Origin of the sequence: Streptomyces canus (genome assembly GCF_030815415.1) — a bacterium.
Lineage (GTDB): Bacteria > Actinomycetota > Actinomycetes > Streptomycetales > Streptomycetaceae > Streptomyces > Streptomyces canus_F.
This window is the reverse complement of record NZ_JAUSWW010000001.1, coordinates 1,127,106-1,139,229: the sequence shown is the minus strand read 5'-3', so window position 1 is coordinate 1,139,229 and position 12,124 is coordinate 1,127,106. Positions and strand designations below refer to the sequence as shown.

The 12,124-nt window shown below is 69.8% G+C and carries 10 protein-coding genes and 1 pseudogene; 4 read left to right on the top strand and 7 right to left on the bottom strand.

The genetic code is table 11. From position 1 onward, the window contains the following. Nucleotides 1-38 precede the first annotated feature (38 nt). Together QF037_RS05320 and purU are read right to left on the bottom strand one after the other, a co-directional pair. Nucleotides 39-837: pseudogene (locus tag QF037_RS05320) on the bottom strand (IclR family transcriptional regulator). A gap of 120 nt (nucleotides 838-957) precedes the next feature. Then, on the bottom strand, nucleotides 958-1,830 hold the full coding sequence (gene purU, locus QF037_RS05315) for a formyltetrahydrofolate deformylase (RefSeq protein ID WP_307022324.1): 873 nt from the start codon (nucleotides 1,828-1,830) through the stop codon (nucleotides 958-960). Between the two features lie 250 nt (nucleotides 1,831-2,080). On the opposite strand from purU, the gene QF037_RS05310 reads away from it, so the two are divergent. The 4 genes from QF037_RS05310 (at nucleotide 2,081) to QF037_RS05295 (ending at nucleotide 7,272) form a co-directional block, all read left to right on the top strand. Then, on the top strand, nucleotides 2,081-3,214 hold the full coding sequence (locus tag QF037_RS05310) for an aromatic ring-hydroxylating oxygenase subunit alpha (protein WP_307022321.1): 1,134 nt from the start codon (nucleotides 2,081-2,083) through the stop codon (nucleotides 3,212-3,214). 157 nt (nucleotides 3,215-3,371) lie between these two features. Beyond that, nucleotides 3,372-4,550 carry an NAD(P)/FAD-dependent oxidoreductase gene (locus tag QF037_RS05305; protein ID WP_307022319.1) on the top strand — a complete coding sequence of 393 codons (1,179 nt, stop codon included), beginning with the start codon at nucleotides 3,372-3,374 and terminating at the stop codon, nucleotides 4,548-4,550. A gap of 28 nt (nucleotides 4,551-4,578) precedes the next feature. Next, nucleotides 4,579-5,835, top strand: a complete 1,257-nt coding sequence (gene glyA / locus QF037_RS05300; protein ID WP_307022317.1) for a serine hydroxymethyltransferase — start codon at nucleotides 4,579-4,581, stop codon at nucleotides 5,833-5,835. 54 nt (nucleotides 5,836-5,889) lie between these two features. Further along, nucleotides 5,890-7,272, top strand: a complete 1,383-nt coding sequence (locus tag QF037_RS05295; RefSeq protein ID WP_307022315.1) for an L-serine ammonia-lyase — start codon at nucleotides 5,890-5,892, stop codon at nucleotides 7,270-7,272. A 19-nt stretch (nucleotides 7,273-7,291) separates the two neighbouring features. On the opposite strand, the gene QF037_RS05290 is transcribed toward QF037_RS05295, so the two are convergent. From QF037_RS05290 to QF037_RS05270, 5 genes are all read right to left on the bottom strand, one after another. Further along, nucleotides 7,292-8,524, bottom strand: a complete 1,233-nt coding sequence (locus QF037_RS05290; protein WP_307022314.1) for a PP2C family protein-serine/threonine phosphatase — start codon at nucleotides 8,522-8,524, stop codon at nucleotides 7,292-7,294. A gap of 100 nt (nucleotides 8,525-8,624) precedes the next feature. Further along, the gene (locus tag QF037_RS05285; protein ID WP_307022312.1) at nucleotides 8,625-9,326 is read right to left on the bottom strand and encodes a 2-phosphosulfolactate phosphatase; all 702 of its coding nucleotides are present in this window, start codon (nucleotides 9,324-9,326) and stop codon (nucleotides 8,625-8,627) included. Nucleotides 9,327-9,387: 61 nt separating this feature from the next. Then, entirely contained in the window at nucleotides 9,388-11,082 is a 1,695-nt protein-coding gene (locus QF037_RS05280) for a dolichyl-phosphate-mannose--protein mannosyltransferase (protein ID WP_307022310.1), read from the bottom strand. A gap of 116 nt (nucleotides 11,083-11,198) precedes the next feature. Continuing rightward, nucleotides 11,199-11,525, bottom strand: coding sequence for a hypothetical protein (locus QF037_RS05275; protein WP_307022309.1), 327 nt, complete (start codon nucleotides 11,523-11,525; stop codon nucleotides 11,199-11,201). A gap of 10 nt (nucleotides 11,526-11,535) precedes the next feature. Beyond that, nucleotides 11,536-12,045: a SigE family RNA polymerase sigma factor gene (locus QF037_RS05270; protein WP_307022307.1), complete on the bottom strand. Its 510-nt coding sequence runs from the start codon at nucleotides 12,043-12,045 to the stop codon at nucleotides 11,536-11,538. Nucleotides 12,046-12,124 lie beyond the last annotated feature (79 nt).

Below are 12,124 nucleotides of genomic sequence, written 5' to 3'. Positions count from 1 at the left end.
CGCCGGACCCCAGCCCACCGGTCGGGGAGGAGCTGGGGTCAGCCCAGGTAGCCCATCCGGTGGCTGATCTCCTGCGCGCCCTGAAGGAGCGTGGGTACGAGCTCGTGGACGCGCTCCTCGGTGAGGCGGTACGCGGGTCCGGAGGCGCTGAGGGCGGCGATGACCTCGCCGTCATGGGTGCGGATCGGGGCCGCCACGGCGTGCAGTCCGATCTCGAGTTCCTCCAGGGTTTACCGCGTAGCCGCGCTCCCGGGCCACCGCGAGGTCCTTCTCCAGTGCCGCCTCGGTGGTCAGGGTGCGCGACGTCAGCTTCTGCAGCCCGGACGCCGCGAGCACGTCGGCGCGCTCCTTCGCCGGCAGGTGGGCCAGCAGGATCTTGCCGCTCGACGTGGCGTGCACCGGGGTGAGCTGCCCGACCCAGTTGTGGGTGCCGACGGCGCCCGGACCGCGTACCTGGTACAGGTTGACCGCGTAATGCTCCTGGAGGACCGCGATGTTGACGGTCTCGCCGACCTGTTCGCTGAGCCGCTTGCACACCTGCCGGCCCTGCTGTGTCACGTCGAGACGGCCCGTGACGGCGCCGGCCAGCCGCACAATGCCGAAACCGAGCCGGTACTTGCCGCGCTCGGCGGTCTGCTCGACCAGACCGCGCGCCTCCAGCGCCCCGAGCAGGCGGAAGGCGGTCGACTTGTGGACGTCGATCTGCGCGGCGACCTCGCTGACGCCCGCCTCGCCGCGCAGGGCGAGGATCTCCAGGACGCTGACGGCACGGTCGACGGACTGCACCCCGTTCACCGCGGACCCTGCTGTCTCGCCCTCTGCCGTGTGGTTGCTCATGGCGCAACTATAATCACGGGTCCGCTGTCAGACCTGTGGCGTGGAATTCGACGGTGCGCCCGATGCCGGCCCGGTCAGCGGGCTGTTGAGCGCTGCGGACCCGGTGCTGTCCGTCATCTGTCAGCGCAGGACGACCGTGCAGTGGCCGTTGATCAGCACACGGTTCTCGCTGTGCCATTTCACCGCGCGGGAGAGTGCCTGGGCCTCGACATCGCGGCCGAGGGCGACCAGTTCGTCGGGGGTGCGCGAGTGGTCCACGCGGACGACGTCCTGCTCGATGATCGGGCCCTCGTCGAGGTCGGGCGTGACGTAGTGTGCTGTCGCCCCGACGAGCTTCACGCCGCGCTGGTGGGCCTGGACGTACGGCCGGGCTCCCTTGAAGCTCGGCAGGAACGAGTGGTGGATGTTGATCGCCCGTCCGTCGAGTTGCTTGCACAGGTCGTCGGAGAGGATCTGCATGTAGCGGGCGAGGACCACGAGGTCGACGTCCAGTTCGTCGACGAGACCCAGCAGCCGCGCCTCGGCCTCCGCCTTGGTCTCCTTCGTCACCGGGATGTGGTGGAAGGGGATGCCGTAGGTGCGCGCCAGCGGCTCGAACTCGCGGTGGTTGGAGACGATCGCCGGGATCTCGATGTTGAGGGCGCCCGTGGATCTGCGGAAGAGCAGGTCGTTCAGGCAGTGTCCGAACTTCGACACCATGATCAGGGTGCGCGTCGGCGTGGAGGCGTCCTGCAGCCGCCAGCTGATCGCGTACGCCTGGCTGACCGGACCGAACCCCGTGCGCAGCTCCTCCAACGAGACCGCGGGATCCGAGACATCGAAGTGCACCCGCATGAAGAAGCGGTTCTGCAACCGGTCGTCGAACTGCTGGCTCTCCAGGATGTTGCCGGAGTGACGCACGAGGAACGTGGTCACGGCGTGGACGATTCCGGCCTGGTCGGGACAGGACAGGGTGAGGACGAACTCGCGGCCGGGCTGCGGTCGAGGGGACATGCCATCCTCCGAATGTCTAGCTGCGTATTACGCAACAAGTAGAGCTATACGCAACATGCTCCAACGTCGATGCCGTGCCGGTCAAGGGGTGGCGTGTGGAGGGTAGGTCCGATCCGCCGACCTCTTGACAGTGGGTGTCGACGGCGGGACAGTTTGGGCGTTCGTTCCATATGGCGGATGCTGTTGCCCTATGCGCAACCCAGAATTGGTTCGGCCTCGACTCGGCCGCCCCTCGATGAGGAGACCGACAGTGACCCAAGAGGGCCTGCCCCCGAGCCTGATCGCCACCCTGCCAGGGGGGCACTACGCCGACCCCGGGATCTTCGCCCTGGAACAGGAACGGATCTTCGAGGCTATGTGGTTCTGCGTGGCCCGAGCCTCGGAACTGGCCAAGCCCGGGAGCTTTCGCACCTACCAGGTCGGACGGGAGAGCGTGCTGATCACCCGCTCCCGGGACAGCTCGGTCAAGGCCTTCCTGAATGTCTGCCGGCACCGTGGCGCCAAGCTGTGCACGGAGGAGTCCGGCGAGGTCAAGCGGGCCTTCCAGTGTCCGTATCACGCCTGGACGTACGGGCTCGACGGCAAGCTCGTCGCGGCGCCCAACCTGACCAAGATGCCGGACATCGACCGGACCGAGTACGGCCTGGTCAACCTCCACGTGCGGGAATGGCTGGGCTATGTGTGGGTGTGCCTGGCGGAGAACCCGCCGTCCTTCGAGGAGGACGTCATCGGTGAGGTCGTCTCCCGCCTCGGCGACGTGGAGTCGATCGAGCGCTACGACATCGACAATCTGTCGGTCGGCAAGCGCATCGTCTATGACGTGAAGGCCAACTGGAAGCTCATCATCGAGAACTTCATGGAGTGCTACCACTGCGCGACCATCCACCCCGAACTCACCGAGGTGCTCCCGGAGTTCGCGGACGGCTACGCGGCGCAGTACTACGTGGGCCACGGCGCCGAGTTCGGTGAGGAGGTCCAGGGCTTCACCGTGGACGGCTCGGAGGGTCTGGACCGCATTCCGGGGGTGGCCGAGGACCAGGACCGGCGCTACTACGCGATCACCGTCAGGCCGCAGGTGTTCATCAACCTGGTCCCCGACCATGTGATCTTCCACCGGATGTATCCGGTGTCCGTCGACCGCACGATCGTCGAGTGCGACTGGCTCTACCTCTCGCACGTCATCGAGAGCGGCAAGGACGTCAGCCGGTCGGTCGAGTTGTTCCACCGCGTGAACCAGCAGGACTTCGACGCCTGCGAACGTACCCAGCCGGGAATGAGCTCGCGGGTCTACGCAAAGGGTGGCGTCCTGGTCCCCAGCGAGCACCACATCGGCGCGTTCCACACCTGGGTACAGGACCGGATCGACGCACAGCCCGTGGGCTGATCCCTCCGGCATGCGTTGCGGGGTACGCAACATTGCGCGTAATCAGAAATTGATGGACGACTCCTCCCTTGACAATCCCCGTGCCGCACGGAAACCATGTTGCGCATAACGAGTGTCGTTGTGCTATATGAGACAACTCTCCGTCTGGAGCCCGCACATGAGGAGCATCACCGTCGTCGGAGCGTCGCTGGCAGGTCTGAGCACGGTCCGTGCGCTGCGCGCGGAGGGCTACGACGGCGAGATCGTCGTCGTGGGGGAGGAGCACCACACTCCCTACGACCGCCCGCCGCTGTCGAAGGACTTCCTCAAGGGGGACCTCGACGTCGACGCGCTCGCGCTCGGTGACGCCGATGAGTACGAGGCGTTGGACGTGCAGTGGCTCCTCGGCGAGCGCGCGGTGCGGCTGGATCCGGTGGCCAGGACCGTCACCCTGGCCGGGGGACGGCACGTCCGCACCGGCGGGGTCGTCGTCGCGACCGGCGCCAGTGCCCGGATGCTCCCCGGTACGGACGGGCCGGCCGGTGTCCACACCCTGCGTACCCTCGACGACGCCCAGGCCCTGCGCGCCGAACTGCTGGACGGCCGGCCCGGGCTCGTCGTCATCGGCGCCGGCTTCATCGGTGCCGAGGTGGCCTCCACCGCCCGCGGACTCGGGCTCGACGTCACCGTCGTGGAGGCACTCGACGTACCGCTGGAACGCCAACTGGGGCGGGAGATGGGGCTGGTGTGCGCCTCGCTCCACACCGATCACGGCGTCCGCCTGCTGAGGGGAACCGGAGTGGCGGGACTCGTCGGCGAGAACCGGGTGACCGGCGTACGGCTGGCGGACGGGCGAGTGCTGCCCGCCGACATCGTCGTGGTGGGCGTGGGTGTCAGGCCCGCCACCGACTGGCTTGCGGGATCCGGCGTGCGGGCGGACGACGGTGTGGTGTGCGACGCCGGTTGTGCGACCGGTGTCCCGGGCGTGGTCGCCGTAGGTGATGTCGCCCGCTGTCCCAGCCCGTTCACCGGGCGCCATGCCCGCGTCGAGCACTGGAGCAACGCCATCGAGCAGGCGAGGACCGCCGCTCGGACACTGCTCCGCGGAGAGTCGGTCCCGGCGCCGCTCACCGCGCCGTACTTCTGGTCCGATCAGTACCAGGTGCGCATCCAGCTCGCCGGACACGTCGGCCCCGGAGCCGAGCCGGAAGTCGTCGAAGGCGACGTCGACAGCCGTTCCTTCACCGCCGTCTACCGGCGCGAGGGCACCCCCGTCGCGGTGCTCTCCCTCAACCAGCCCAAGTTCTTCAACCGGCTCCGCCGCACGCTCGTCCCCGCCGCCGCGGTCGCGCTCTGAGGAGCGCCCACATCCAAGGAGACCGTCGATGACCCTCTTGAACCAGCCCCTGCACGAGGTGGACCCGGAGATCGCCGCGGCGGTCGATGCCGAGCTGGACCGTCAGCAGTCCACCCTGGAGATGATCGCCTCCGAGAACTTCGCGCCGGTCGCGGTGATGGAGGCCCAGGGCTCGGTCCTGACCAACAAGTACGCCGAGGGCTACCCCGGCCGCCGCTACTACGGCGGCTGCGAGCACGTGGATGTCGCCGAGCAGATCGCCATCGACCGGGTCAAGGCCCTGTTCGGCGCCGAGTACGCCAACGTCCAGCCGCACTCGGGTGCCTCCGCCAACCAGGCCGCACTGTTCGCGCTCGCCCAGCCCGGCGACACCATCCTGGGCCTGGACCTGGCCCACGGCGGCCACCTCACCCACGGCATGCGGCTGAACTTCTCCGGCAAGCAGTTCAACGTGGTCGCCTACCACGTGGACGACGCCGGGCTAGTCGACATGGCCGAGGTCGAACGCCTCGCCAAGGAACACCGCCCCAAGGTCATCATCGCCGGCTGGTCCGCCTACCCGCGCCAGCTGGACTTCGCCGAGTTCCGCCGGATCGCCGACGAGGTCGAGGCCTTCCTGTGGGTGGACATGGCACACTTCGCCGGACTGGTCGCGGCCGGTCTGCACCCCAACCCGGTCGAGTACGCCGATGTCGTCACCTCCACCACGCACAAGACCCTGGGCGGGCCGCGCGGCGGGATCATCCTCGCCAGGCAGGCGTTCGCGAAGAAGCTCAACTCGTCCGTCTTCCCCGGCTTCCAGGGCGGTCCACTGGAGCATGTGATCGCGGCCAAGGCGGTCTCCTTCAAGGTCGCCGCCTCCGAGGAGTTCAAGGAGCGCCAGGCGCGTACGGTGGAGGGAGCGCGGATCCTCGCCGAGCGGCTGACGGCCCCGGACGCCCGCGCGGCCGGCGTGAACGTGCTGTCCGGCGGCACCGACGTCCACCTGATCCTGGTCGACCTGCGTGAGTCCGAGCTGGACGGGCAGCAGGCCGAGGACCGTCTCCACGAGGTCGGCATCACCGTCAACCGCAACGCCGTCCCCAACGACCCGCGTCCCCCGATGGTCACCTCGGGCCTGCGGATCGGCACCCCGGCCCTGGCCACCCGCGGCTTCACCGCCGACGACTTCACCGAGGTCGCCGACGTGATCGCCTCCGCACTGAAGCCGTCCTACAACGTCGACGACCTCAAGGCCCGGGTCAAGACGCTCGCCGACAAGCACCCGCTGTACCCCGGCCTGTAACCGACCACCTCCCGCAGGGGCACGCCCCTCGCGCTTCACCCCATGGAGTACAGCGTGGCAATCAGCGTCTTCGACCTGTTCTCCATAGGCATCGGCCCGTCCAGCTCGCACACCGTCGGACCGATGCGCGCCGCCGCGATGTTCGCCGCCCGGCTGAAGACGGACGGCCTGCTCGCCCCGGCCGCTGCGGTGCGGGCGGAGCTGTTCGGCTCCCTCGGTGCCACCGGCCACGGCCACGGCACCCCCAAGGCGGTGCTGCTGGGCCTGGAGGGCAACGAGCCGCACACGGTCGACGTCGCCCAGGCAGACCTGGACGTCGAGCGGATCCGCGGCAGCGGGCGCATCCGTCTGCTCGGTGCCGAGATCGGCCCGGCCCACGAGATCGACTTCGACGCCTCGACCCAGCTGGTCCTGCACCGTCGGCGCTCGCTGCCGTACCACGCCAACGGCATGACCCTCTTCGCGTACGACGCCGACGGGGTCCCGCTGCTGGAGAAGACGTACTACTCGGTGGGCGGCGGCTTCGTGGTCGACGAGGACGCCGTCGGGGCGGACCGGATCAAGGTCGACGACACCGCGCAGGCCCATCCGTTCCGCACGGGTGACGAACTGCTGCGGCTGACCAGGGAGACGGGGCTGTCGATCTCCGCGCTGATGCTGGAGAACGAGCGCGCCTGGCGCACCGAGGAGGAGATCCGCGCGGGCCTGCTGGCGATCTGGCGGGTGATGGAAGGGTGTGTGTCGCGTGGGATGTCCTGCGAAGGCATCCTGCCCGGTGGCCTGAAGGTGCGTCGGCGGGCTGCGGCGGCGGCTCGTCAACTGCGCAGCGAGGGCGATCCGTTGGCGCGCGCGATGGAGTGGATCACGCTCTACGCGATGGCGGTGAACGAGGAGAACGCGGCGGGCGGACGGGTCGTCACCGCGCCGACGAACGGCGCGGCGGGCATCATCCCCGCCGTTCTGCACTACTACCTCAACTTCGTGCCGGGCGCCGACGAGGACGGCATCGTCCGCTTCATGCTCGCCGCCGGGGCGATCGGCATGCTCTTCAAGGAGAACGCCTCCATCTCCGGCGCCGAGGTCGGCTGCCAGGGCGAGGTCGGCTCCGCCTGCTCGATGGCCGCGGGCGGTCTCGCCGAGGTGCTGGGCGGCTCCCCGGAACAGGTCGAGAACGCCGCCGAGATCGGCATGGAACACAACCTCGGGCTGACCTGCGACCCGGTCGGCGGCCTCGTCCAGATCCCCTGTATCGAACGCAACGGCATGGCCGCGGTGAAGGCCGTGACCGCCGCGCGGATGGCCCTGCGGGGCGACGGCCGGCACCACGTCTCCCTCGACAAGGTCATCAAGACCATGAAGGAGACCGGCGCCGACATGAAGGTCAAGTACAAGGAGACCGCCCGCGGTGGCCTCGCCGTCAACGTCATCGAGTGCTGAGGCGGGGCCAGGGGACGGGTCACAGCCGTAGGACGATGAGGGCGGTGTCGTCCGTGTTGCCGGTCTGGGGGAGCAGATCGGTGAGGAGGGCGTCGGCCAGGGCCTCGGGGGCGGCGTGCTGATGGTGGGTGAGGGAGTCGGCGAGGCGGGCCAGCCCGGCGTCGATGTCGTCGGTGCGGCGTTCGACCAGGCCGTCGGTGTAGAGGACCAGGGTGGCGCCCTCGGCGAAGGGCGTCTGGGCCTGGGGGCGCGGGGCGGAGCGGGGGCGGGCGGCGAGTGGCGGGTCGGTGGCCCCGTCGAGGAAGGACACGGTGCCGTCGGGGTGGAGCAGGGCGGGCGGCGGGTGCCCGGCGCAGCTGTAGGTGATGGTGTGGTCGTCCCAGTCGATGAAGGTCGTCGCCGCTGTGGTCGATTCGGCGCCGTCGACGGAGCGGGCGTACATGTCGAGGGCCTCCAGGGCCTGTGCCGGGCCGTCGGCGACGCGTGTGGCCGCGCTCAGGGCGCTGCGCAGTTGTCCCATGGCGCAGGCGGCCGCCAGGCCGTGACCGACGACGTCACCCACCGCCACCGCGAGGCCCTCGCCGGGCAGCTCGACCACGTCGTACCAGTCGCCGCACACGTTCAGGGCGCCGATGGCGGGCCGGTAGCGGACAGCCGCTTTGCGGTGTGCGAGGGGTCTGGGGTTGGGCAGCATGGCCGCCTGCAGGGCCAGGGCGACCTCACGCTCGCGGTCGTGTGCCTGGCGCAGGCGTTCGTTGACCTGCTGAAGTTCCCGCGCGCGGGTGTACAGCTCGGCCTCGAGCACCCGGGACCGCCGGTCGCCGCCCGGGCCGCCGAAGGCGTGGATGAGTTCGGTGACCTCTTCCACCCGGTGCACGATCAGCGTGACCTGCCCGTCGGGGCCGTGGACGGGAGCGTTGACCGGGCTCCAGTAGTGCTCCTCCCACCGGCCGGGGTGCGCGGGGTCCTCGATGTCGTAGCGGAGCAGCGCCATGGTGTCGCGTTCGCCGGTGGCGGCGGTGCGCAGCATCGACTCCCGGGTCTCGCGCATACCGGCCGCGGCGGCGTCGTTCGGGTTCTCGGGGAAGACGTCGAAGATGTAGTGGCCCAGCAGCTGCTCGCGGGTGCGTCCGGCCAGCCGGAGGAAGTCCTCGTTGGCGTCCACGTACACCAGCTCGGGGGTGAGCAGTGCCACCATGCCGGGCAGAGCCCTGAATACCGCCGCATAGTCGATCTGAGGTTCCTCCGCCATTTGCTGCCTGCCTCGGCGCCGAGCGTCACTGTGCCCTTCCACGATAGGAGCGAACAGGCCACGGGGCCCGGGGAACGGCCCACCTGGGCCGTGTCGGCGATCAGATCGAGGTGTCGTCGCCCGGCGAAGGCACGAGGTCCGGGCGAAGGACCATCAGGGAGTTTTCGACGGCCGCCACCATGGCAAAGGGGAAGCGGTCGAGTTCGAGACAGAGCGCGACGTCATCGGGGTGGACTCCTTGACGCACCCCTTGTGTCAGTTCGGCTGCCGCGCGGGACTCGGCGGCGCGGCGGAGGAAGTCGGCGGCATCGGTTCCTGCCTCGGTGGCCCTCCGGGCGATGTACTGGGCGCACGCCAGATCCTCGTCGGCCTGTCCACCCTCGCCGGTGACGACGAAGGTGACGCTGTCACTCTTGCGGGTAAGAAGGAGCCGAGCCGTTGCCTCCGCCACCACGAAGCTTGCGCACAGCACCAGTGACGCGTCCTTGACCGCGAGGGCGCCGACCGTCCCCGCCGTGGTCTTCTGTACGACGGTCCGGCCGCCGAGGTCCATGGAACGCAGCATGCCCGGCGAGTTGACGGTGTCGAAGCCGGGTGCGGGCGGACCGTCCTTGAGCGCCACCCAGTCCGGGTGGCGGGCCTTGAGGGCCAGGGCTTCGTCCAGCGACTCAGCCAGAACGATCTTCTCGGCCCCTTGGCCAAAGGCCCAGGCGGCCACGGTGAAGGCCCGCATGACGTCGACCACGACCGCCACGGACGGTGCCTCGACCAGCTCGGTGATGCCAAGAAAGTGGGCGTCCATTCGGATCATGATCGAGCACGCCCGACCCGCAGCACCCGGCGAGTGACCCACATCACGCGACTCAGATCCAGCTGTCGAGCCACATCCTGGCGCGCCAGTCCGCGTACGGAATCGTCTGCCCGGTGTAGGCGGGGAAGAAGTAGATGAAGTTCCAGACGATGAGCAGCACGAGCACACCTGCGGCCACCGCCCCCACTGTGCGGCGCTCACCGGTCGCTCCCGGCGGACCCAGCAGGGCTCCCAGCATCATCGTGACGGCCAGACACAGGTACGGCACGAAGGCGACCGCGTAGAAGGAGAAGATCGTGCGGTCCTGGTACAGGAACCAGGGCAGATAACCGGCACCCACCGCGCACAGGACGGCACCGGAGCGCCAGTCGCGGCGCAGCGCCCATCGGTAGAGCAGGTACACCAGGGCGCAGCACGCCGACCACCACAGGAGGGGCGTCCCCAGGGCGAGGATGGTCTGCGTGCAGTCGGTGGCTGTGCGGCAGCCTTCCGTCCCGGGTTTCGGCGACTCGTAGTGGAACAGCACCGGGCGGCCGAGGACCAGCCAACTCCAGGGGTTCGACTCGAACTTGTGGGGCGTGTGCAGCCCCACGTTGAACTGGTACACCCCGTACTCGTAGTGCCACAGGCTGCGCAGCGGAGCCGGGATCCACGACCATGTGCCGCCGCGGCCGTCCGCCCAGTGGCGTCCGTAGCCGTCGTCGGACAGGAACCAGCCGGTCCATGTCACCAGATACGTCACGACGGCGACCGGCACGAGGGACAGCACCGACCGGCCGAGGTCCTTGCGCAGCACCGCGCGATACGGGCGGCGCGCCCCGGCCACACGGCGGGCCCCGACGTCCCACAGCAGGGTGAGGACCACGAAGAAGGCGAGGAAGTACAGGCCGTTCCATTTGGTGGAGGCCGCCAGTCCCAGGCAGAGGCCGGCCGCGATCCGCCAGGGACGCACTCCCGTTCCGGCACGGTCACCGGTGTGTCCGTCCGGGCGCACCCGGCCGTCCTCGGGGACGGGCAGGGCTGCCGCGAGCCGGGCCCGTGCGTGGTCCCGGTCGATGAGCAGACAGCCGAACGCCGCCAGGACGAAGAACATGACGACGAGGTCGAGCAGCGCGGTGCGGCTCATGACGTAGTGCAGACCGTCCACCGCCATCAGCGCCCCGGCCAGGCACCCCAGCAGCGTCGAACGGAACAGCCGGCGCCCGATGCGGCACAGCATCAGCACCGACAGCGTGCCGAGGACCGCCGTCATGAAGCGCCAGCCGAACGGGGTGAGACCGAACATCCACTCGCCGAGGGCGATCACCCACTTGCCCGTCGGCGGGTGCGCGACGAAGGACCCGGTGTCGGAGAGCGATATCACCTGGGGATGGGCCAGGATCTGCGGGTCGGCGATCTTACGGTCCGGCCAGGTGCCCTCGTAGCCCAGCCGGAGCACGGACCAGGCGTCCTTGGCGTAGTACGTCTCGTCGAACACGACCTCGCGCGGGCTGCCCAGACGCCAAAAGCGCGGCAGCCCGGAAAGGAGCGCCACCAGCAGGGGTCCGCCCCACTCCGACCAGCGGGCCAGCCGGAACGCCGCCGTGGGCGACAGCCCCAGCCTGCGCCACGGCCCTGACCCGGGTTCGGGAAAGGGCACGACCAGGCGGTCGCGCACGGACGTGTGCCGGCGTTCCGTGTATCCGAAGGCGCGCAGCCGCTGCTCCCAGGAGGCCGGCCGGTGATCGGCCCGATCGGTTCGGGGCATGTCGACGGACGTGGGCGCGTTCTCGTGGAACACCTGGTGAGCTTTCTGTTCGTGGAGAGCGGGAGGAGCGGGCGTCAACCGCCTGGCGGGCGGTGGTGGTCACACCGGCTCGGCCCTCAGCGAGCGGGGCCGCTCGAACCTGCCCCTACCTGGGCCGTGGAGGCGGGGAGGACCGTCGACGGCGTCGGGATCGACTCGGCGGAGGTGACGGGGCGGGGCTGCCTCGTGTGGGGTCCGCCCTGGGCGACGGAGCTCGCCAGGAGCAGCAGTCCGATGCCGAGTCCGGCGATGGTCAGCACGGATGCGGTGGCCATCCAGGCGGCCCGGGCCCGCTGCCGGGCGCGGACGCCGGCTTGCAGCCGGTATCGGTGCCGGTCCTCGTAGGGCCTGTCCGTGTGGCCGTCACGCATCATGCGTGTCAGCTCCTGCTCGAAGTGATCCACTGTTCCTCCTTCACTCGACCGGCTCGACTGCCTCGGCCAGAAGCCGCCGCAGCCGCGCGACCCCGCGCGCCGTCAGTGAACGGGCGGTCCCCACCGGACACCCGAGCACTTCCGCGACATCCCGCTCGGGCAGGTCCTGGTAGTAGCGCAGCACCACCGCGGCCCGCTGCCGTGCCGGCAGCAACGCCAACATGGCCTCCAGCCGGGTCCGTTCGTCCACCGCGGCCGTCTCGTCTCCCGCTCCGGGCGGGTCGGGCAGCTGGTCGACGGGGTGCTCGCCCCACCATCGACGCCGTGCCGAGCGTGCCGCGGCACGGGCCAGGACCTTGCGCACATAGGCCTCGGGCGCCTGGTCGGCCACCTTCGGCCAGGCGAACCACAGTTTGACCAGCGCCTCCTGCAGCAGGTCCTCGGCCCGGTGCCGGTCTCCGCCGGTGAGCAGCCGCGCCAGGTGGAGCAAGGCCGACCACCGGGCAGCCACGAACCGGTCGAACTCAACGGCCCGCTGCTGCCCCGTCAACGTCGCCCCCCAACCCCCTGCCGAACACGCCGGCTTCCGCCGCTGTCACCCTTAACAAGACGCTGGGCCCCGCCCCGCT

Coding starts and splice junctions, on each gene's coding strand:
- QF037_RS05280 (WP_307022310.1), bottom strand. CDS start 11,082: ATGCCCCGAACCGATCGGGCCGATCACCGGCCGGCCTCCTGGGAGCAG.
- QF037_RS05305 (WP_307022319.1), top strand. CDS start 3,372: ATGAGGAGCATCACCGTCGTCGGAGCGTCGCTGGCAGGTCTGAGCACG.
- glyA (WP_307022317.1), top strand. CDS start 4,579: ATGACCCTCTTGAACCAGCCCCTGCACGAGGTGGACCCGGAGATCGCC.
- QF037_RS05290 (WP_307022314.1), bottom strand. CDS start 8,524: ATGGCGGAGGAACCTCAGATCGACTATGCGGCGGTATTCAGGGCTCTG.
- purU (WP_307022324.1), bottom strand. CDS start 1,830: ATGTCCCCTCGACCGCAGCCCGGCCGCGAGTTCGTCCTCACCCTGTCC.
- QF037_RS05285 (WP_307022312.1), bottom strand. CDS start 9,326: ATGGACGCCCACTTTCTTGGCATCACCGAGCTGGTCGAGGCACCGTCC.